The 19743-nt window shown below is 60.6% G+C and carries 20 protein-coding genes and 3 tRNA genes; 11 read left to right on the top strand and 12 right to left on the bottom strand.

From position 1 onward, the window contains the following. Positions 1-27: 27 nt before the first annotated feature. Positions 28-999: a DUF808 domain-containing protein gene (locus ACR0IR_RS05120; RefSeq protein WP_480778983.1), complete on the bottom strand. Its 972-nt coding sequence runs from the start codon at positions 997-999 to the stop codon at positions 28-30. 182 nt (positions 1000-1181) lie between these two features. On the opposite strand from ACR0IR_RS05120, the gene gap (ACR0IR_RS05115) reads away from it, so the two are divergent. From gap (ACR0IR_RS05115) to gap (ACR0IR_RS05105), 3 genes are all read left to right on the top strand, one after another. Further along, the gene (gap, locus tag ACR0IR_RS05115; protein ID WP_170363543.1) at positions 1182-2183 is read left to right on the top strand and encodes a type I glyceraldehyde-3-phosphate dehydrogenase; all 1002 of its coding nucleotides are present in this window, start codon (positions 1182-1184) and stop codon (positions 2181-2183) included. Between the two features lie 71 nt (positions 2184-2254). After that, complete coding sequence (locus ACR0IR_RS05110) at positions 2255-2398, top strand: hypothetical protein (RefSeq protein WP_170363544.1); 144 nt, start codon at positions 2255-2257, stop codon at positions 2396-2398. Between the two features lie 92 nt (positions 2399-2490). After that, a complete protein-coding gene (gene gap, locus ACR0IR_RS05105) occupies positions 2491-3495 on the top strand; it encodes a type I glyceraldehyde-3-phosphate dehydrogenase (RefSeq protein ID WP_093961955.1) in 1005 nt (334 codons plus the stop codon). Here gap (ACR0IR_RS05105) and coaD read toward each other — a convergent pair. From coaD to ACR0IR_RS05090, 3 genes are all read right to left on the bottom strand, one after another. Beyond that, a complete protein-coding gene (gene coaD, locus ACR0IR_RS05100) occupies positions 3487-3978 on the bottom strand; it encodes a pantetheine-phosphate adenylyltransferase (protein ID WP_093961954.1) in 492 nt (163 codons plus the stop codon). The two genes, gap (ACR0IR_RS05105) and coaD, sit on opposite strands and share 9 nt — an antisense overlap. An 85-nt stretch (positions 3979-4063) precedes the next feature. Beyond that, positions 4064-4501, bottom strand: coding sequence for a CBS domain-containing protein (locus tag ACR0IR_RS05095; RefSeq protein WP_093961953.1), 438 nt, complete (start codon positions 4499-4501; stop codon positions 4064-4066). 61 nt (positions 4502-4562) lie between these two features. Further along, positions 4563-5465, bottom strand: coding sequence for a LysR family transcriptional regulator (locus ACR0IR_RS05090; protein WP_170363545.1), 903 nt, complete (start codon positions 5463-5465; stop codon positions 4563-4565). Positions 5466-5566: 101 nt separating this feature from the next. On the opposite strand from ACR0IR_RS05090, the gene ACR0IR_RS05085 reads away from it, so the two are divergent. Both ACR0IR_RS05085 and ACR0IR_RS05080 read left to right on the top strand, forming a co-directional pair. Then, positions 5567-7066: a CoA-acylating methylmalonate-semialdehyde dehydrogenase gene (locus tag ACR0IR_RS05085; RefSeq protein WP_170357673.1), complete on the top strand. Its 1500-nt coding sequence runs from the start codon at positions 5567-5569 to the stop codon at positions 7064-7066. Between the two features lie 220 nt (positions 7067-7286). After that, complete coding sequence (locus tag ACR0IR_RS05080) at positions 7287-7883, top strand: L,D-transpeptidase (protein WP_437342527.1); 597 nt, start codon at positions 7287-7289, stop codon at positions 7881-7883. A 56-nt stretch (positions 7884-7939) separates the two neighbouring features. On the opposite strand, the gene ACR0IR_RS05075 is transcribed toward ACR0IR_RS05080, so the two are convergent. Both ACR0IR_RS05075 and ACR0IR_RS05070 read right to left on the bottom strand, forming a co-directional pair. After that, positions 7940-8416, bottom strand: coding sequence for a fasciclin domain-containing protein (locus tag ACR0IR_RS05075; RefSeq protein WP_170338788.1), 477 nt, complete (start codon positions 8414-8416; stop codon positions 7940-7942). Positions 8417-8491: 75 nt separating this feature from the next. Next, complete coding sequence (locus ACR0IR_RS05070; protein WP_170363547.1) at positions 8492-9337, bottom strand: class I SAM-dependent methyltransferase; 846 nt, start codon at positions 9335-9337, stop codon at positions 8492-8494. Positions 9338-9480: 143 nt separating this feature from the next. On the opposite strand from ACR0IR_RS05070, the gene ACR0IR_RS05065 reads away from it, so the two are divergent. Continuing rightward, positions 9481-10596, top strand: a complete 1116-nt coding sequence (locus tag ACR0IR_RS05065; RefSeq protein WP_170363548.1) for a carboxylate-amine ligase — start codon at positions 9481-9483, stop codon at positions 10594-10596. Between the two features lie 3 nt (positions 10597-10599). On the opposite strand, the gene ACR0IR_RS05060 is transcribed toward ACR0IR_RS05065, so the two are convergent. Further along, the gene (locus ACR0IR_RS05060) at positions 10600-11457 is read right to left on the bottom strand and encodes a hypothetical protein (RefSeq protein ID WP_170338794.1); all 858 of its coding nucleotides are present in this window, start codon (positions 11455-11457) and stop codon (positions 10600-10602) included. A gap of 174 nt (positions 11458-11631) precedes the next feature. Here ACR0IR_RS05060 and ACR0IR_RS05055 point away from each other — a divergent pair, with 174 nt between their 5' ends. The 4 genes from ACR0IR_RS05055 to ACR0IR_RS05040 all read left to right on the top strand — a co-directional run bounded on the left by ACR0IR_RS05055 (position 11632) and on the right by ACR0IR_RS05040 (position 15184). Further along, positions 11632-12774, top strand: a complete 1143-nt coding sequence (locus tag ACR0IR_RS05055) for an acyl-CoA dehydrogenase family protein (protein ID WP_170363549.1) — start codon at positions 11632-11634, stop codon at positions 12772-12774. A 7-nt stretch (positions 12775-12781) separates the two neighbouring features. Further along, the gene (locus tag ACR0IR_RS05050) at positions 12782-13816 is read left to right on the top strand and encodes an enoyl-CoA hydratase/isomerase family protein (protein WP_170363550.1); all 1035 of its coding nucleotides are present in this window, start codon (positions 12782-12784) and stop codon (positions 13814-13816) included. A gap of 3 nt (positions 13817-13819) precedes the next feature. Next, the gene (mmsB, locus tag ACR0IR_RS05045; RefSeq protein WP_170363551.1) at positions 13820-14692 is read left to right on the top strand and encodes a 3-hydroxyisobutyrate dehydrogenase; all 873 of its coding nucleotides are present in this window, start codon (positions 13820-13822) and stop codon (positions 14690-14692) included. Positions 14693-14794: 102 nt separating this feature from the next. Then, positions 14795-15184: a hypothetical protein gene (locus ACR0IR_RS05040; RefSeq protein ID WP_170363552.1), complete on the top strand. Its 390-nt coding sequence runs from the start codon at positions 14795-14797 to the stop codon at positions 15182-15184. Positions 15185-15196: 12 nt separating this feature from the next. On the opposite strand, the gene uvrA is transcribed toward ACR0IR_RS05040, so the two are convergent. From uvrA to ACR0IR_RS05015, 5 genes are all read right to left on the bottom strand, one after another. Beyond that, positions 15197-18055, bottom strand: coding sequence for an excinuclease ABC subunit UvrA (gene uvrA / locus ACR0IR_RS05035; RefSeq protein ID WP_170363553.1), 2859 nt, complete (start codon positions 18053-18055; stop codon positions 15197-15199). Positions 18056-18159: 104 nt separating this feature from the next. Continuing rightward, positions 18160-18729 (bottom strand): methyltransferase domain-containing protein, encoded by a 570-nt coding sequence (locus ACR0IR_RS05030; protein ID WP_170363554.1) that lies wholly within the window; start codon positions 18727-18729, stop codon positions 18160-18162. A gap of 92 nt (positions 18730-18821) precedes the next feature. After that, positions 18822-18898: transfer RNA gene (locus tag ACR0IR_RS05025), tRNA-Asp, on the bottom strand. Between the two features lie 50 nt (positions 18899-18948). Next, a tRNA-Asp gene (locus tag ACR0IR_RS05020) sits at positions 18949-19025 on the bottom strand. 210 nt (positions 19026-19235) lie between these two features. After that, positions 19236-19370: a hypothetical protein gene (locus ACR0IR_RS05015; protein ID WP_260065949.1), complete on the bottom strand. Its 135-nt coding sequence runs from the start codon at positions 19368-19370 to the stop codon at positions 19236-19238. Positions 19371-19581: 211 nt separating this feature from the next. On the opposite strand from ACR0IR_RS05015, the gene ACR0IR_RS05010 reads away from it, so the two are divergent. Next, positions 19582-19656: transfer RNA gene (locus ACR0IR_RS05010), tRNA-Val, on the top strand. Positions 19657-19743 lie beyond the last annotated feature (87 nt).

Genomic DNA, 19743 nt, shown 5'->3' with positions numbered 1-19743 from the left:
CATCGTGCCGCCCTTTTCTTTTGTGCCTCAATGGTCCGCTGTCTGCTCTGCCTTTTTGGGCCACAGCGGCGCGATGACCTTGGTCGCCAACGGGATCAGAACGAACCCCCAGGCCAGCCCGAACACGCCGTCCATGGCAGCCTTGCTGATCCACTCCACCGCGCGGGCCCATTGATCGGACACGGCATGACCGGCCGCATAAGCCCAATCGTGGATGTGGTGGCCGAGCCAGCCAAAGCCCAGCACCTCTAGCCCATGGATCATGATCGAGCCGCCAACCCACAGCATCGCCGCCGTGCCCACGACTGACAGGGTCTTCATGACCTTTGGCATCGCCTTGACCAGCCCGCGACCCAGCCCGCGGCCAATCGGTGTCGGCGCGTTCTTTGCCAGATAAAGACCGACATCGTCCATTTTTACGATCAATGCGACCGAGCCATAGACGGCCACCGTGACACCGATCCCCACCACGGCCAGCGTTGCGGCCTGCATCCAGACATTCGGCGCCTCGATGGCAGAAAGCGCGATGGTCATGATTTCGGCCGACAGGATGAAATCGGTCTTGATCGCGCCCTTGATCTTCTGCTCCTCCAGATGACCCGGATCACGGACGTTCATGTCCTCTTCGATCACGTGGCTGCCATGCGGGAACAGCACGTGAAAAATCTTCTCGGCGCCCTCGAAACACAGGTATGACCCGCCGATCATCAGCAAGGGCGTTATTAGCCACGGCGCAAAGTTCGCCAGCAACAACGCAACCGGCAACAGCAGAATGACCTTGTTGAACATCGACCCGCGCGCGATGCGCCAGATGATCGGCAACTCGCGCGCAGGGGCGAACCCTTGGACGTATTTCGGCGTAACGGCCGCGTCATCGATGATCACGCCCGCGGTCTTGGCCCCCGCCTTGCCGGCCGCCGCCGCAACATCGTCGACCGAGGCCGCCGCCACTTTGGCGATTCCCGCCACATCGTCCAACAGGGCCAGCAAACCGCTCATGCCGCATCCTTTCCGTTCATCCGTCGCACTTTGGACCCTAACCGATCCGACAGCTAGCGCAAGCGTTAGCGCAACCACGCCAAGTTTGCGCTAACACATTGCAAATATGATATTTTCTATCTTTTTAGATGGACCGATCATCGCTATATCGCCCGGAACACAAGCGGATTTGGAGACGTCACATGACCATCAAGGTCGGCATCAATGGTTTTGGCCGCATCGGCCGCTGTACCCTGTCGCACATCGCCGCGTCAGGCCGCAACGACATCGAAGTGATCAAGGTCAACGCCACCGGACCGCTTGAAACCTCGGCGCACCTGCTGAAATACGACAGCATCCACGGCCGCTTTCCGCGCGATGTCTCGATCAGCGGCAATACGATGGACCTGGGCCGCGGGCCGATGCAGATGTTCTCGACCTACGACATGAACGAGCTGGACTGGGAAGGCTGTGACGTCGTTCTGGAATGCACCGGCAAGTTCAACGACGGGCTGAAAGCCAAAACACACCTTGAACGTGGCGCGCAAAAGGTTCTGCTGTCGGCGCCGGGCAAGAACGTGGACAAGACGATCGTGTTCGGAGTGAACCACAATACACTGACCGCGAATGACAACATGGTCTCGAACGGGTCCTGCACCACGAATTGCCTTGCCCCGCTTGCCAAGGTGCTGGACGAAGGCATCGGCATCGAAAACGGCATCATGACCACGATCCATGCCTATACCGGCGACCAGCCCACGCTGGACCGCCGCCACAGCGACCTGTACCGCGCCCGCGCCGCCGCCATGTCGATGATCCCCACCAGCACCGGTGCCGCCAAGGCGCTGGGCGAGGTTCTGCCGAACCTCAAAGGGCGTCTGGACGGCTCGGCCATTCGCGTGCCCACGCCGAACGTGTCGGCCGTCGACCTGACCTTCCGCGCCGCGCGCGAGGTGACCGTCGACGAAGTCAACGCCATCGTCGCCGAGGCCGCCAAGGGGCCGATGCAGCGCGTTCTGGGCTATGAACCCGCCCCCCTGGTGTCGACCGATTTCAACCACACCGAAGAAAGCTCGATCTTCGCGCCGGACCAGACCCGCGTCGTGGACGGCCGAATGGTCCGCGTGCTGGCCTGGTACGACAACGAATGGGGCTTCTCGGTACGCATGGCCGATGTCGCCGTCGCCATGGGGCGCCTTAACTGATCTCATCAAGACCGCTTGAACCGCGTCGCCCGCTCAGGTTATCTGAGCGGGCTTTTTTGTTCGGAGCAGCAATGACAAACCAAATCGCGATCTGGCTGGGAGTCTTTATTCTTGGCGGTCTGATGCTGGACTTCGCGCTGTTTGGAACCGAGCATCTCCTGTTCCTCGGCAAGAAGTTTTACGACTTTCTCGACTGGGTCGCGTTCTGGCGCTGACAGAGGTTTTGCTTGACATTTTCGCCTGACTGCCTTTGTTAGCGCTAACTGATTTCAATCGCGGCTTAGCGGCCATTTAGACGGAGCGCGACATGACACTCAAACTTGCTATCAACGGATTTGGACGGATCGGGCGCGGTGTCCTGCGCGGCCTGATGGAAAGCGGTCGTACGGATGTGCAGATCGTCGCGATCAACGACCTCGCCAAGCCGGAAATGAATGCGCATCTGTTCGAGTTCGACAGCGTGCATGGCCGCTACGCCAAACCGGTCACCCTGAGCGAGGCCGGGCTGGACGTAGGCGCAGGCCCGATCCGGCTGACCAGCGAGCGCGACCCAGAGGCGCTTGATTGGTCGGACGTCGACGTGGTTCTGGAATGCACCGGCGTGTTCCGCACGCGCGAAGCTGCGTCTCGCCATTTCAAGAACGGCGCGAAGAAGGTTCTGATTTCGGCGCCAGCACGTGGGGATGGCGAGGTAAAAACCGTGGTGTTCGGCGTGAACGACCACGAGCTGACCGCCGCCGACACCGTGGTTTCCAACGCATCCTGCACCACCAACTGCCTGTCGCCGGTCGCTGCCGCGCTGGATGCGGGCCTGGGTATCGTGCACGGCAATATGACCACGGTGCACGCCTATACCGCCAGCCAGCCGGTGCATGACACCGCCGGCAAAGACCCGTACCTGTCGCGCGCGGCGGCCCTATCGATGATCCCGACCACCACCGGTGCGGCCTCGGCCGTGGGGCTGGTTCTGCCGCAACTGCAGGGCAAACTGACCGGTCAGGCGATCCGGGTTCCCACCCCGAACGTCTCGGTCGTCGATCTGGTGGTCGAGGTTTCGCGCCCCACCACCGAAGACGAGGTCAACGCCCTGTTCACCGAGGCCGCGGCCAAGATCCCGACGGTTCTGGCTGCGGAAACCCGCCCGTTGATCTCGATCGACTTCAACCACGATTCCCACAGCTCGACCGTGTCGCTGGCCGAAACCAAAGTGACCGACGGCACGCTGGTTCGCGTTCTGGCCTGGTACGACAACGAGTGGGGGTTCTCGAACCGGATGCTGGACACCGCTGCCGCGATGGGCGCTCTAGCCTAACCGCTCTTTCAGCGCGATATTGACTTGGGGCGTGACGAATTTCGACACGTCCCCACCCAGCCGGGCGATTTCCTTGACCAGTTTCGAGGCAATCGCCTGGTGCCGGGCTTCGGCCATCAGGAACACGGTCTCGATCGAATCGTCGAGCGCCCGGTTCATCCCAACCATCTGAAATTCATATTCGAAATCGGCAACAGCACGCAGGCCGCGTACGATGATCTGCGCCCCTACGTCCCGGGCGCAGTCTATCAGCAGGTTTTCGAATGGATGCGCAACAATTTCAGTGCCGGTCTGTTCGGTCAGGTAGGCGCATTCCGCCTCAATCATGGCCACCCGCTCTTCGAGCGAGAACAACGGACCCTTGTCGCGGTTGATCGCGACGCCAATCACCAGCTTGTCGACGAGCATGGCTGCCCGGCGGATGATATCTATATGACCCATGGTGATGGGGTCAAAGGTTCCCGGATATAATCCAACCCGCATCGCGCCCTCCTGAGCAATAAAATTTCTGCGCAAGCAAACACAAGTTTTCCGCAGCTGCAAGAGGCCGCAATGTCGTCAGATGGGGCTAGTGCCCCATGATCATGCCCTGCAGGGCATCTTTTTCCATGGCCAGTTCGGACAATTGCGCTTTTACGACGTCGCCCAGAGTGACGATCCCAATCAGTTTGCCATCTTCGACAATCGGCATGTGGCGGAACCGACCTTCGGTCATGCGAGCGAGAACGTCCTGTACCTTGTCCTGTTGGGTGGCGGTCACCAGTTTCTTGGTCATGTAGGCGCTGACCGGCTGTGTCAGGCACCCGCTGCCACTGGCGGCCAATTCCCGCACGATATCGCGTTCCGAGAGGATGCCGGCTGCGGTTTCGCCATCGTCCTCCGATACGATCACCGTACCAATGCGCTTATCGGCCAGAATCTTTGCCGCGTCGGACACGGTCATCGAAGGCGCCACCGTCACAACCCCGTCCGTCGACTTGGACTTCAGAATGGCCTGTACAAGCATGGGCAATACCTCCGAAATAATTTTCCCGTTTTCCAAAGCGTTGCCCGATTAGATCAACCTGTCAAGCTTGGGCTTCGGCTTCCAGCCGCGCAACTTCGTCGCGAATTCCCCGGCTGAGCGCTTCTGCAAATCGGTTCAACCGTTCGTTGCGTTGATCACCCTGATGGCGAACCAGGTGAAAGCTGCGCGTCAGACTGACTTGATCCGTCAGAATTTTTTTCAGCTGAGGATGGAACGGCAACGTGAAGTCATGCGCGATACATACCCCGGTACCCAGCGAGGCTTGCCGCAACTGCACCGAGACCGAGTTCGATGCAAGTGGGACACGATCAATACCCAGATCGTTGAGATAATCGAGCTCGCGGTCGAAGATCATGTCCGGGATATAACCGATCATGCGGTGACCCTTCAGCTCACTGACCGAGCGAATGGGTCCATGCCGCGAAAGGTAGCCGGCTGTTGCCACCATATGCAGCTTGTAGTCGCTGATCTTTTGCACCAGCAGCTTGCCGGCCGTCGGGGCGCTGACGGTGATGGCCATATCCGCCTCGCGGCGCGACAGGTTGATGATCCGCGGCAAGGCCAGGATCTGTATGTCCAGGTCGGGATTCGAGTCGCTGATTTTGGCGCAGACTTGTGGCAGCAGATAGTTGGCGCTTCCGTCCGGAGCACCGATCCGGATTTGACCACTCAGCGACTTGGTCGCGCCTTCCATCGCGCCAGCCGCTGCGCGCATCGCCTCCTCAGCGCCTTGAGCGTGCTCGAACAGTCGCTCTCCGGCCGAGGTCAGTACGTAGCCCTGCGGTGACTTCGTGAAAAGCGGCGCTTTCAGTGCTGCTTCCAACCGGGAAACCCGCCGCCCCACTGTCGCCGGGTCGATCTTTAATAACCGCCCGGCCGAAGACAGGCTTTCCTCGCGCGCAACCGCCAGGAATACGCGCATGTCATCCCAGTTCGGATCCATCCCCACCCCTGCATTTTTGCAAAACTCTTTTGGGATATTGCCTCTGTTCATGAGATTTATGCAAGCCTATGCTGCGCGCAAATTCAGCGGAGGAGTTTGCGATGCAAGACCTGACCCATTTCATCAACGGCGAATACACGCCCGGCACATCCGGTCGATTTGACGACGTCTACAACCCCGCCACGGGCGAGGTTCAGTACAAATGCCCGATGGCCAGCGCTGCCGAGACGACGGCAGCAATCGAACACGCCGCTGCAGCCCAGCCCGCATGGGGCGCGACCAACCCGCAAAAGCGCGCCCGCGTGATGATGCAGATGGTCCACCTGATGCATCGCGACATGGAAAAGCTGGCCGAAGCGCTGAGCCGCGAGCACGGCAAGACCCTGCCCGACGCCAAAGGCGACCTGCAGCGCGGGCTTGAGGTAATCGAATACTGCATCGGCGCCCCGCAGATGCTGAAGGGTGAATTCACCGACAGCGCCGGCCCCGGCATCGACATGTATTCCATGCGCCAGCCGCTGGGCGTTGTCGCCGCCATCATGCCGTTCAACTTCCCGGCCATGATGCCCTTGTGGCATGTCGGCCCTGCACTGGCCTGCGGCAACGCGGTGGTGCTGAAGCCCTCGGAACGTGACCCATCGGTACCGCTGATGCTGGCCGAACTGTTCGTCGAGGCCGGTCTGCCCAAAGGTGTGTTCCAAGTCGTCAACGGCGACAAAGAAGCCGTGGACACCCTGCTGGACAGCGAGATCATTCAGGGTGTGTCCTTCGTCGGCTCGACCCCCATCGCGCAGTACATCTATTCGCGCGCCACGGCGAACGGCAAACGCGCCCAGTGTTTTGGCGGGGCCAAGAACCACATGATCGTCATGCCCGACGCCGACCTGGATCAGGCCGCCGACGCGCTGGTGGGCGCCGGTTTCGGCGCTGCCGGCGAACGCTGCATGGCCGTTTCGGTGGCCGTTCCGGTGGGCGAGGAAACCGCTGACGCGCTGATCGAGAAGTTGGTGCCGCGCATCGAAAAGCTGAAGGTCGGCCCCTATACCGCGGGCGACGACGTCGATATGGGGCCCGTCGTGACCGCCGCCGCCAAGGAACGCATCCTGGGCCTGATCAATTCGGGCGTGGAACAGGGCGCGAAACTGGTCGTCGACAACCGCGACTTCAAGCTGCAGGGCTATGAAGACGGTTTCTTTGTCGGCCCCCACCTGTTCGACCATGTCACCCCTGACATGGACATCTACAAACAGGAGATCTTCGGCCCCGTTCTGTCCACCGTCCGCGCCGGATCGTACGAAGAGGCGCTGAAGCTGGCGATGGACCATGAATACGGCAACGGCACCGCGATCTTCACCCGCGACGGCGACACCGCCCGTGATTTCGCCAGCCGGGTCAATATCGGCATGGTTGGCATCAACGTCCCGATCCCGGTGCCGCTGGCCTATCACACCTTCGGCGGCTGGAAGAAATCCATGTTCGGAGACCTGAACCAGCACGGCCCCGACAGCTTCAAGTTCTACACTCGCACCAAAACAGTGACGTCGCGCTGGCCGTCGGGCATCAAAGAAGGTGGCGAGTTCAACTTCAAAGCGATGGACTAACAGACTGATTTAAGAACAAAGGCCGCCCTAAATTGGGGCGGCCTTTTTGTCCGCAGGCAAACCCAATTCGCCAACCGTTACCTTGTGCACCTTCTGCTTGGCAAAAAACTGCGCAATCCGGCACGCGTTCACGAGAATTTCAGCACCGACCTCTGGCTTCACCTCTATGCCCGGCATAAATTGGCCGAAAATTCGAGCAGTCAGTCGCCAGGAGGCCATCGTGACAACCAGAATTTCCCGCCGCTCTGCCCTTTTGGGGGTAGCATCCGTATTGGCGTCGCCGACTTTGTTGCGGGCGCAGAGCCAGGACGCCTTCCCTCAAACCGAAGAGGCGATCAGTACTCAGCTTCCCGTTCGCCGCAACGTATCGTCCTTTTCCAAGCAGGACTGGCAGGATCACTTCGATGAACTGGGCGTGGGCTGCTTGCTGGCTGACATAACCAGCCGCGCGGTGCATTACTGGGGTCCTGACGGTACCTACAAACTGTACCCCAGCTCGGTTCCCATGAGCGAAGAGCTGACCAAACGCGGCTACACCGAAGTCGTGCGCAAAGCGGAAAATCCCAGCTGGACGCCGACCGCATCGATGCGCGAGCGCGATCCCAACCTGCCGGTCCGCATGGAAGGTGGAGATCCGGGCAACCCACTTGGCACTCGCGCCATGTACCTTTCCTGGCCGGCTTACCTGGTGCATGGCACACATGACACCCGCAAGATCGGACGCCAAAGTTCATCCGGGTGCATCGGGTTGTACAACCAGCATGTCGAGGAACTGTATCCTCTGGTCCAGATCGGAACAAAAGTCAGACTGCTGTGAAACGACAAAGCCCCGGCTGATCGACCGGGGCTTCGATTTTGTGGCGAGTGGCTTGATTACTCGGGGATCAGAACCGTGTCGACAACGTGGATGACACCGTTGCTGGCTTCGATGTCGGCCTGAACGACATTCGCTCCGTCGACCTTGACGCCGTTCTTGGCATTGACGCTCAGACGTTCGCCCTGAACGGTCAGAACCTTGGCCCGCTTACCCGCGATGTCACCCGACATCACTTTGGCCGGCACAACGTGATAGGTCAGGATGGCGACCAACTGATCCTTGTTTTCGGGCATCAGCAGCGTCTCGACGGTGCCCTCGGGCAGAGCGGCGAACGCTTCATCGGTGGGCGCGAACACCGTGTAAGGGCCTTTGCCCTTCAGCGTGTCCACCAGACCGGCGGCCTGCACAGCGGCGACCAGCGTGTTGAACGACCCTGCCGAAACGGCGGTGTCCACGATGTCTGCAGCTTGGGCTTTCATCGGCAGTGCGAGTGCGACGGCGGCTGCGGCACCCATGAATGTACGACGGAACATGTTTAGTCTCCTCTCCAGCGTGATATGGAAAGGGGTACGCGCGCTTTCGAAAAGCGGATCACGAAAAAATCTGCTTTACCGCTTCTGAACCCAGATACTCTGCGCTCGGCCTTCTGTCAGAAAGGGCAAGGCTTCGACGGCATCGGGACGCGCCTGCTGAAGGTAGTAGCCGGGCCAAAGCATTGAAAACGAACCAGATTGCAGCAACGCGTGCAGCATGTACTGCTCGCCCCAACCCGGGCAGTCATAGAAAAACCGCTTGGGATATTCATAGGGCAAAAAAACATCGTGGACATGGATCACGACGCCTGATTTCAGGTTCGGAATGATGCGGCAGAATAGATGCGCTACGTCATTGCTCATGCGCACGACATGGCTCGAGTCGATGAAAAGAACGTCACCCGCCTCGAGCTGATCGAACACGGATGCGTCGACCTCTTCCAGTCGTTTCTGTTCGAATTGATCAACCACATGCGCGATGTCTGCGCGCGGATACGGGTCAACCGCCGTGATACGGGTTTCCAAGCCGCCATCAAGAACGGCTTGCCGGGTAACACGGGTGGAGTTTCCACATCCGACCTCAACGACACGTTTCGGCTTGAACCGCCGGATCATCAAGTACAGGGCGTCGGCGTCCGGACTGTCGTAGTACCCGTTGCCGATCCGGTAGCCGGTCTGGTTCCGCTCAGGATCCTTCAAAGCAGCCAGTGCTTCGGCATGGACCGCATACTCGGAGACCAGTTCGGCAATATCGAACCCTTCCATCCCGGGTGACAGGGCATAGGCCGGTCGAGTCAGGCCGCCTGCCCGCTCGAATGCTTCAAGCCGTGCCCGCTCATCCCTCTCGGGGGCCTTGTCGATCAACCGTGTGCCGAACCTGTCCAAGAATGCATTGAGCTTCGGGAATTTCCTGGGTTTCACGACATACGGCTCCGATTATCTGTCTGGCTTCTGCGGTGCTTACCGTCGGCACACGGGTCAGCGCAAGGTCGATGGCGCCAAAGCCTTGGCAAAAGAGCGGATTCCGTATTCACTGATCCCAATAGGGAACGGGAGGCCCGCGCATGCAGCAGGATTTCACGATCGGCATCGAAGAGGAATACCTGCTGGTCGATCGCGACAGTTTGCAACTGGCGCAGGCGCCCGAGGCATTGATGCAGGCCTGCCAGGCGGATTTTGAAGGCCAGGTCAGCCCGGAATTCCTGCAATGCCAGATCGAGGTTGGAACCCGCCCGCATACGACGGTCAAGTCCGCGCGTGAGGACCTCAGTCGGCTGCGGTCCTGTGTCGCCAAGCGCGCCGCCGAGCACAACCTGTCGCCTATCGCTGTATCCTGCCACCCTTTTGCGGATTGGAAAGACCAGCACCACACGCGAAAAGAGCGGTATGACAACCTGCAACACGCGCTGGGGGGTGTCGCCCGGCGCATGCTGATCTGCGGGATGCATGTGCATGTCGGCGTGGACGATCCCGCGCAGCGCGCCGATATCCTGCCGCAACTATGTTATTTTCTGCCCCACCTCCTGGCGCTTTCAACCTCATCACCATTCTGGAACGGACAGGATACCGGGCTGTCCTCGTATCGCCTGACGGTGTTCGACAACCTGCCCCGCACCGGCCTGCCCCCCATTTTTGGCAGTTGGTCCGAATACGAGCGCACCACCGGTGTCCTGGTCGAATTGGGTGTAATCGAGGATACCTCGAAAATCTGGTGGGACCTCCGACCGTCGCACAGCTATCCGACTCTCGAGACGCGGATCATGGATGTGCAGCCTCGCATGGAACACGCGCTGTCGCTGGCGGCCATGGTACAGGCATTGACCCGAATGCTCTGCCGTCTGAAAGACCGCAACCTGCGCTGGCGGCAATATGATCGGTTCCTGATCGGCGAAAACCGTTGGCGAGCGCAGCGCTACGGTGTGGGTGAAGGGCTTATCGACTTCGGAGACCGCTCGATCAAGCCGATGCCCGACCTGATGGGCGAGTTGATGGGCATGTTGGCCGAAGATGCCGAAGCATTGGGCACCATGGCCGAGTTGGCCCGTTTGCGTCAGATCGCCGAGAGCGGCACCTCAGCCACGCGACAGCGTCGCGTTCACGCCGAAGCGCTGGCCAATGGCGACGATCCGGGCCAGGCGGTGGTCCGGCACCTGATTGACGAATTCCACGCTGATCTCTGACTCTCACACCGCATTGAGGATCTGTCTGATCCGGTCGGCCACGGGCTCGTACAGGCTGCGGGCTTTCCAATACCCATTGTGCGAAAACGGATTCCATCCGGTGAAGATATTCCCGACCCGGATTGCCTGGTCGGTGATCTCCCCCGTTCCGACAAGCTGCCCATAGCTGGGCGCGATCGGTCCAAGGGGGAAGCCAAGAACGTCGTGCTTGTCATAATAGTTCTGCCACCAGTTATGGAATTGCAGGGTCAATGGCAATTCCTGGTTGGGGCGTTGGATCGGCGTGATGTCCTGTTCGGGATAGGCGAACAGAAAGATCGGGATGTTGCAGCCAAACGTGACCAGCCCGGCCACTGTCTGCATGTCTTCCACCGGAACACCGTGCTGCGGCAATCCACCGTGGCGCAGATGGCGCTGAAGGTCATAGATGTAGTTCGACATGATATGCCCACCCAGGGAATGGGCGACGATCAGGATGGGGGCACGCTCGCCGATCTGAAACCGGACGATGCGTATCACTTGCGCAACTCGTTCATGGATCGCGGCATAGGTCTTGTCGCTGCCGTCGGGGGTCGGGCGATAGGATGCCGCGTCGGACAGGTTGCACACTACGAAACGGCGCGTGCGGTCATAGCCAGTATAGGGGCTTATGCTGTTCAGATAGGCCATCTGCCGCCCCTGCAGGATCTGCGCCCAGATCACCTCGTGCCAGGCAACCTTGCTCATGTCCTGCCCCAACTGCCGCCCCACCCGGTCGTGCAAGTCGCTCGAAAACGTCGGCACCGAGGACGGCTGGTTCGGCCCGACCGACTGGCTGCCCATTCCGTGTATCGCAACCACGGCCATCTTGTAATTCGACATCCACAACTCCGATCAATCAATAAAACGAATGGCTCAGCATAACCGCCTTTTGGCAATCACCCAAATCCGGCGCACGTGCATCACGGGGTTTGCTCAGCGTGAAAAATTTCTGTAAGGATTGCGCAATAAATAAACAGTCGTTCAATTCACGTCGCCACAAGGGGGAGACCGGCCATGGATTTCGCGCTGACCGAAGAACAGACGGCCATTTTCGATATGGCCTACGCGTTCGGGCAAGAACAGATCGCACCTTTCGCCCGCCAGTGGGAGGCCGAGGGCACCATACCCAAGGATCTGTGGCCCAAAGTCGGCGAACTGGGCTTTGGCGGGCTGTATGTGTCCGAAGAAAGCGGCGGCTCGGGCCTGACCCGTCTGGACGCCACGCTGGTGTTCGAGGCGCTGTCGATGGCCTGCCCCTCGGTCGCGGCCTTTCTGTCGATCCACAACATGTGCGCCAAGATGCTGGACAGCTTTGCAAGCGATGAATTGAAATCGCGCATCATGCCCGACGTTCTCAGCCTGAACACGGTGCTCAGCTATTGCCTGACCGAACCGGGCTCGGGCTCGGACGCGGCGGCGCTCAAGACACGGGCCGAGCGCACCAACGACGGCTATACGCTGAACGGCACCAAGGCCTTCATCTCGGGCGGCGGCTATTCTGATGCCTATGTCTGCATGGTGCGCACAGGCGGCGACGGGCCCAAGGGGATCTCGACCGTCTATGTCGAGGACGGCACACCGGGCCTCAGCTTTGGGGCGCTGGAACAGAAGATGGGCTGGAAAAGCCAGCCCACCGCGCAGGTCCAGTTCGACGACTGCAAGATCCCGACCGAAAACCTTGTCGGGACCGAGGGCGACGGGTTCAAATACGCGATGATGGGCTTGGATGGCGGGCGTCTGAACATCGCCTCATGCTCGCTGGGTGCGGCGCAGGCGGGGCTGGACATGACGCTGCAGTACATGTCCGAGCGCAAGGCCTTCGGCCAGAACATTGACCAGTTTCAGGCCCTGCAATTCCGGTTGGCCGACATGGAGATCGAGCTGCAGGCCGCCCGCACCTTCCTGCGTCAGGCCGCATGGAAGCTGGATCAGGGCACGCCCGACGCCACCAAATTCTGCGCGATGGCCAAGAAATTCGTGACCGAGACCGGATCGAAAGTGGTCGATCAGTGCCTGCAGCTGCACGGCGGCTACGGCTATCTAGCCGATTACGGCATCGAAAAGCTTGTGCGCGATCTGCGGGTGCATCAAATTCTGGAAGGCACGAACGAGATCATGCGCGTGATTGTCGCCCGCCAACTGCTCGCCCATCGCTGAGGTTTCCATGTCCGATATCGACATCCGCACCACGGGCCGCGCCGGCCGGATCACCCTGACCCGGCCCAAAGCCCTGAATGCGCTGAGCTACGAGATGTGCATGGCCATCGACACCGCCCTGCGCAATTGGCGCGAGGATGACGAGGTCGACCTGGTCATCCTGGACGCCGAGGGCGACAAGGCCTTTTGCGCGGGCGGAGACATCGCCGAGTTGTATGCAACGGGCACCAAGGGCGACTATGCCCATGGGCAGAAGTTCTGGCGCGATGAATACCGCCTTAACGCGATGATCTTTGAATATCCCAAGCCGGTGGTCAGCTTCCTGCAGGGCTTTACGATGGGTGGCGGCGTGGGCATCGGCTGTCACGGCACACACCGGATCGTCGGCGAAAGCTCGAAGATCGCGATGCCCGAATGCTCGATCGGGCTGGTGCCGGATGTGGGTGGGTCGCTGCTGCTGGCGCTGGCGCCGGGGCGGTTGGGCGAATATCTGGGCGTCACCGGCACGCGCATGGGTCCGGGCGACGCGATCTATGCCGGGTTCGCCGACCACTTCATACCGCAGGACCAATGGCCCGACATGATCGAGATGCTCGAGGCCTCAGGCCAGGCCGACCTGCTGGCCGAACATGCCGCCCCTGCCCCTGACCGGACTTTGCCGCAGGACGACATCGACCGTTTCTTCGGCGGTGAAACCCTGGGCGACGTACTGACCGACCTGCGCAATGGCGACACCGAGTTCACCCGCGGCGCGCTCGAGGCGATGGGCCGCAATTCGCCGCTGTCCATGGCCTGCGCGATCGAGATGCTGCACCGCCTGCGCGGCCCCGCCCTGACCATGCGAAAGGCGCTGGAGTTGGAATACCGCTTTACCTTCCGGTCGATGGAGCACGGCGATTTCCTCGAAGGTATCCGGGCGCAGATCATCGACAAGGACCGCAACCCGAGATGGCAGTTTGCGGACATGAACGTGCCGGCCACGGCGGTATCACGGATGCTGATGCCGCTGGGCGCGGACACGCTGACATTCGAGGAGGAGTGAAACATGAAGATCGGATTCATTGGCCTGGGCAACATGGGCGCGCCGATGGCGGCCAATCTGGCCAAGGCCGGTCACGACGTGACCGGGTTCGACACCGCAGGCGTGTCGGTCGAGGGCGTGACCAAGGCCGAAACGGCCATTGATGCGGTCCGCGGGGCCGAGGCGGTCATCACCATGCTGCCCAATGGCGACATCCTGCGTGCGGTGGCCGATCAGATCATTCCGCACATGGAGAAAGGCGCGGTGTTCATCGACTGCTCGACCGTCGATGTGGACAGCGCCCGCGCCGTGGCGGATCAGGCCGAACAGGCCGGGCTTCTGGCCGTGGACGCGCCGGTTTCGGGCGGAATTGGTGGCGCGGCCGCCGGCACGCTGACCTTCATGGCCGGCGGCTCGGACGCGGCCTTTGCCAAGGCGGCCCCGCTGTTCGACACCATGGGCCAGAAGGCGGTGCATTGCGGCGCGGCGGGCGCCGGTCAGGCCGCCAAGATCTGCAACAACATGATCCTGGGCGTCACCATGATCGCCACCTGCGAGGCTTTTGCCCTGGCCGACAAGCTGGGCCTGGACAGGCAGAAGATGTTCGACGTGGTCAGCACCTCGTCGGGCTACAGCTGGAGCATGAACGCCTATTGCCCCGCCCCCGGTGTCGGGCCGCAGTCACCTGCCGACAACGGCTACAAGCCCGGTTTCGCCGCCGAGCTGATGCTCAAGGACCTGCGGCTCAGCCAGCAGGCCGCCGAAAGCGCCGACGCCGACACGCCGATGGGCCAGATCGCCACTGCGCTGTACGAACAGTTCGTCGAATCCGAAGACGGCAAGGGAATGGATTTCTCGGCCATGCTGCCCCGGTTCGAAAAGCGCAGCCGCGGCTGAGCTTGGGCGGCATTTCGCCGCCCAGGGCTTGCACTTCGGGCGGTCATTCCAAAATATCGGGAAACGCGGCATGACGGCGCAACGAACCGAGGGGAACCGCCCATGAAGACACTTTTGCATATTGCACTGCTTGCCGGCCTGTCACTGATTCCGGTCGCGACGCTGGCTGACAACGGCAAAGGCAAGGGAAAGACCAAGAACACGATCTCGGTCGAGCGCACTGCCCCGCAGAAGGGCGCAAAATCCGTTGCCAATTGCCCGCCCGGATTGGCCAAGAAGGCCGTGCCTTGCGTCCCGCCCGGGCAGGTCAAGAACTGGTACAAGGTCGGTGACCGGATTGATCGCGACTATGTCTGGATCGACGATCCGTACCGCTATGGTCTGAAACGCGGCGGCAACTACGTTCGCGCGGGCGACTACGTCTACAGCATCGACCCCGATACGCGCAAAGTGCTGAACCTGATCGGCGCAGTGGCGGATATTCTGTACTGACGCGCAGCCAGCCTATTCGGCCGCCACGCGTTCGGGGTTCAGCATCGGTTTGAGGTATCGCCCGGTGTGGCTGCGCTCGCATTTGGCGACCTCTTCCGGGGTGCCGACAGCAACGATCTCGCCGCCGCCATCGCCACCCTCCGGGCCGATGTCGATGATCCAGTCGGCGGTTTTCACCACGTCCAGATTGTGTTCGATCACGACGACAGTATTGCCCTGATCGACCAGTTCATGCAGCACTTCCAACAGCTTGCGCACATCTTCGAAATGCAGGCCGGTTGTGGGCTCGTCCAGAATGTACAGGGTCCGGCCCGTCGAACGTTTTGCCAGCTCTTTCGAAAGCTTGACTCGCTGCGCCTCGCCGCCCGACAGGGTCGTGGCCTGCTGGCCGACCTTGATGTAGCCCAGCCCCACGCGTGCCAGCGCATCCATCTTGTCGCGGATCGAGGGTACGGCCTTGAAGAACTCCTGCGCGTCTTCGACCGTCATATCCAGCACGTCGGCGATGGACTTGCCCTTGAACTTGATCTCGAGCGTCTCGCGGTTGTAACGCGCGCCCTTGCAGGTCTCGCAGGTGACATAGACGTCGGGCAGGAAATGCATCTCGATCTTGATGACTCCGTCGCCCTGACAGGCCTCGCAGCGCCCGCCCTTGACGTTGAAACTGAACCGCCCGGGCTTGTAGCCCCGCGCCTTCGCCTCGGGCAGACCGGCGAACCAGTCGCGGATCGGGGTGAAGGCGCCGGTATATGTGGCCGGGTTCGACCGTGGCGTGCGCCCGATGGGCCGCTGGTCGATGTCGATCACCTTGTCCAGATGTTCCAGCCCCTTGATCGTTTCGCAGGGCGCAGGCGTCTGACGCGCACCATTCAGACGCATCGAGGCGGTCTTGAACAGCGTCTCGATCGTCAGGGTCGACTTGCCGCCGCCCGACACCCCGGTCACGCAGACGAACTTGCCCAGCGGAAACTCGGCCGTCACGTCTTTGAGGTTGTTGCCCGAAGCCTTTACAACCGTTACCTTTTTCTTGCTCCCCTTGCGCCGCTCGGCGGGCACCGGAATTTCCCGAACCCCCGACAGATACTGCCCTGTAATCGAGGCCGCATCGGCAGCGATCTGCTCGGGCGTGCCGTGGCTGACCACCTGCCCGCCATGCACGCCGGCACCGGGGCCGATGTCGAACACATAGTCGGCTTCGCGGATGGCTTCCTCGTCATGCTCGACGACGATCACGGTGTTGCCCTGATCGCGCAGGTTCTTCAGCGTGCCCAAAAGGCGGTCATTGTCGCGCTGATGCAACCCGATCGAGGGTTCGTCCAGCACGTAAAGCACGCCGGTTAGGCCCGAGCCGATCTGGCTGGCCAGCCGGATGCGCTGGCTTTCGCCGCCTGACAGGGTACCACTTGAACGAGACAGCGTAAGGTATTCCAAACCAACGTTATTCAGAAACCCCAACCGCTCACGGATCTCTTTCAGAATCGCGCGGGCAATCTCGTTTTTCTGGGCGCTCAGATGGTTCGGCGCGTCCTCGACCCAGGCCAGAGCCTCTTTGATCGACATTTCGACCACCTGACCGACATGCAGCCCTGCAATCTTGACGGCCAACGCCTCGGGGCGCAGGCGATAGCCCTCGCAAGTGTGGCAGGGACGGTTGTTCTGATACCGTTCGAATTCCTCGCGGATCCACGCGCTGTCGGTTTCGCGATAGCGGCGCTCCATGTTCGGGATAACGCCTTCAAAGCTGCGGGTCACCTGATAGACCCGTCCGCCTTCGTCATAGCGGAACTGGATTTCATCATCGCCCGAGCCATGCAGAAACACCTGCTGCACATGCGCCGGAAGGTCCTTCCACGGCGTGTTCTTGTCGAACTCGTAGTGGCGCGCGATCGCCTCGATCGTTTGCAGGAAATAGGGCGACTTGCCCTTGCGCCACGGGGCAAGCGCGCCGTCATACAGTTTCAGCGTCTGATCGGGCACCACAAGCCGTTCGTCGAAAAACAGCTCGACCCCCAGCCCGTCGCAATCCGGGCAGGCCCCGAAGGGCGCGTTGAACGAAAACAGGCGCGGTTCGATCTCGGGGATGGTGAACCCACTGACCGGACAGGCAAAATTCTCTGAGAACGTGATGCGCTCGGGCTCGCCCTCGCGCGGGGCGGTCTCCAGTATCGCGATGCCATCGGCCAGGTCCAGCGCGGTGCGCAGGCTGTCGGCCAGGCGGGTCTCCATCCCCTCGCGCACGACGATCCGGTCAACGACCACGTCGATGTCATGGCGGAACTTCTTGTCCAGCGTCGGCGGCTCGTCCAGTTCGTAGAACTGGCCATCGACCTTGACGCGCTGGAACCCCTGCTTGCGCAGTTCCAGAAACTCTTTCTTGTACTCACCCTTGCGGTCGCGAACGATGGGCGCCAGCAGATAGCCTCGGGTGCCCTCCTCCATCGCCATGATCCGATCGACCATGTCCTGAACCTGCTGGGCTTCGATCGGCAAACCGGTGGCGGGGCTGTAGGGCGTGCCTGCGCGCGCGAACAGCAGGCGCAGATAATCATAGATCTCGGTAACCGTTCCCACGGTCGAACGCGGGTTCTTCGACGTGGTCTTCTGCTCGATCGAGATCGCCGGGGACAGGCCGCTGATGTGATCCACATCGGGCTTTTCCATCATGTCCAGAAACTGGCGCGCATAGGCCGACAGGCTTTCGACATAACGGCGCTGGCCCTCGGCATAGATCGTGTCGAACGCCAAGGACGACTTGCCTGAACCGGACAGCCCCGTGACGACAACCAGCTGATCGCGCGGAATGTCCACGTCGATGTTTTTCAGGTTGTGCTCGCGCGCACCGCGCACCTCGATATTCTTCAGCTCAGCCATCCAGGCCCCCAACACACAAGTGTCCTAGAGATAGGCGAGCGACGCTGAGTCTCCAACCGAAAAGTTAGAACAAAGTGGGAACGAGCAGATTTTCTCCGCTTGGGTCACCCGTCTTCGGGCTTTCGCGCCATGGCCCAGGCACAGATCGGAAAATCCGGGTCGTTTTCCAGGCTGTCGGTTTCAGGGTCATAGACAGGCGGCCAGACCGGTTCGAGGTTCCGCAAACCCGCCTGACGGTTGCCCCATTGCGCAGCCTGAATACTTTCCGGATCAAAGCCACATTCGGTCAGCAGGTTGCGCAATCCCCGCGCCGACCAGCGCGAACAGTCGTGCGGTGCGGCATGGAATGGGATGAAGAACGGCACGGCCAACCAAAACCACCCTCCCGGCCGCAGCATTTCGAGCACGTTCAGAGTGGCTTCATAGGGCCGGTCAAGATGTTCCCAGACCTGGTTGGCCAAGATCAGATCGAATTGTCGAACCTCCCCACGCTCATCCATCAGCGGGCCTTTGCAGATATCGTGCTGACGATGCCAGATCTGGGTATGGCTGCGAAACCCGAACTGCGTTCCCCATTTTCCCGAAATTTCGGCGCAATCCAGCGCCTCGGGCCCCAGACTCCCTATCCATTTCTTGCTTTGACGAACCATGACGACGCGGTTCAAGCTGACCATCGAAAACCCCGACTGCGTGCTACCTGCCGGGACCGATTGTCCAGAAAAGCAAAACTGTGTCCACAGGGAACGCAACGACTTTTGAGGAGAAGTGGCGCGGTTGACGGGGCTCGAACCCGCGACCCCCGGCGTGACAGGCCGGTACTCTAACCAACTGAGCTACAACCGCGCATTAGGGTCTATGTCGATCCGTTTGCCTGGATCAAAGGCTGGCAGCGATGGCGCGGTTGACGGGGCTCGAACCCGCGACCCCCGGCGTGACAGGCCGGTACTCTAACCAACTGAGCTACAACCGCCCGCTGCCCGTTCATTGCTGAACGTTGGGGTGTATTATGGCTACGCCCGGGCATCGTCAAGCGGCGTTTTCAAGTTTTTTGCACGAACCGGAAAATTTGTTCCCGAGCCCGTTTGGCATGCTCCTTTGGGATAGCGCCGGCGCGGAGACACCCTAACCCTTGGTTGCCATCGCCGAGCCGCAACAAAACGGCGAACTTGCCAACGAATAGTCAGACGGCAGATTCTACTGCTAACAATTGCCCTGCAAAATCCCCCTCGACACAAATCGCTTGGCTTTCATAGCCGTCCACGTTGCAGTCGTTTCCTAGTTCCGGGACGAATTCAGCGATCAGTGTCTGGTTCATACCAAGGCTTCATTTGTTTCGGTTTCAATCTGGCGCAGCTGGCTCGCTGCATTAACCGCATTTGGGCTGCGCCACTTGTTAGACGCTCAAAACTATCGGACAGGGAAAAAGCCCAGTCACAGGACCCAAACGGTCTTGTCCGGATATGGAAAAAAACCGCATGCCTCCCCTCTTGCAGCCGGATAGAAAGCACTGTAATACGCCGCCCTACGGGTGATTAGCTCAGTGGTAGAGCGCTTCGTTCACATCGAAGATGTCAGGAGTTCAAATCTCTTATCACCCACCATTCCCTCTCTTTTTCAACGCTTGATACGGATGAGACTCGGCGTCTATCCTTGAGTTCGGGCCGGTGCAGCACCGGCATGGCAATCAG

Source organism: Ruegeria sp. CF2 (assembly GCF_056537385.1).
This window is presented reverse-complemented; position numbering and strand designations above follow the sequence as displayed.

Coding starts and splice junctions, on each gene's coding strand:
- ACR0IR_RS05090 (WP_170363545.1), bottom strand. CDS start 5,465: ATGGATCCGAACTGGGATGACATGCGCGTATTCCTGGCGGTTGCGCGC.
- ACR0IR_RS05120 (WP_480778983.1), bottom strand. CDS start 999: ATGAGCGGTTTGCTGGCCCTGTTGGACGATGTGGCGGGAATCGCCAAA.
- ACR0IR_RS05030 (WP_170363554.1), bottom strand. CDS start 18,729: ATGGTCAGCTTGAACCGCGTCGTCATGGTTCGTCAAAGCAAGAAATGG.
- ACR0IR_RS05110 (WP_170363544.1), top strand. CDS start 2,255: ATGACAAACCAAATCGCGATCTGGCTGGGAGTCTTTATTCTTGGCGGT.
- ACR0IR_RS05065 (WP_170363548.1), top strand. CDS start 9,481: ATGCAGCAGGATTTCACGATCGGCATCGAAGAGGAATACCTGCTGGTC.
- ACR0IR_RS05095 (WP_093961953.1), bottom strand. CDS start 4,501: ATGCTTGTACAGGCCATTCTGAAGTCCAAGTCGACGGACGGGGTTGTG.
- coaD (WP_093961954.1), bottom strand. CDS start 3,978: ATGCGGGTTGGATTATATCCGGGAACCTTTGACCCCATCACCATGGGT.
- gap (WP_170363543.1), top strand. CDS start 1,182: ATGACCATCAAGGTCGGCATCAATGGTTTTGGCCGCATCGGCCGCTGT.
- ACR0IR_RS05040 (WP_170363552.1), top strand. CDS start 14,795: ATGAAGACACTTTTGCATATTGCACTGCTTGCCGGCCTGTCACTGATT.
- ACR0IR_RS05015 (WP_260065949.1), bottom strand. CDS start 19,370: ATGAACCAGACACTGATCGCTGAATTCGTCCCGGAACTAGGAAACGAC.
- gap (WP_093961955.1), top strand. CDS start 2,491: ATGACACTCAAACTTGCTATCAACGGATTTGGACGGATCGGGCGCGGT.
- ACR0IR_RS05060 (WP_170338794.1), bottom strand. CDS start 11,457: ATGTCGAATTACAAGATGGCCGTGGTTGCGATACACGGAATGGGCAGC.
- ACR0IR_RS05055 (WP_170363549.1), top strand. CDS start 11,632: ATGGATTTCGCGCTGACCGAAGAACAGACGGCCATTTTCGATATGGCC.
- ACR0IR_RS05085 (WP_170357673.1), top strand. CDS start 5,567: ATGCAAGACCTGACCCATTTCATCAACGGCGAATACACGCCCGGCACA.
- mmsB (WP_170363551.1), top strand. CDS start 13,820: ATGAAGATCGGATTCATTGGCCTGGGCAACATGGGCGCGCCGATGGCG.
- uvrA (WP_170363553.1), bottom strand. CDS start 18,055: ATGGCTGAGCTGAAGAATATCGAGGTGCGCGGTGCGCGCGAGCACAAC.
- ACR0IR_RS05075 (WP_170338788.1), bottom strand. CDS start 8,416: ATGTTCCGTCGTACATTCATGGGTGCCGCAGCCGCCGTCGCACTCGCA.
- ACR0IR_RS05050 (WP_170363550.1), top strand. CDS start 12,782: ATGTCCGATATCGACATCCGCACCACGGGCCGCGCCGGCCGGATCACC.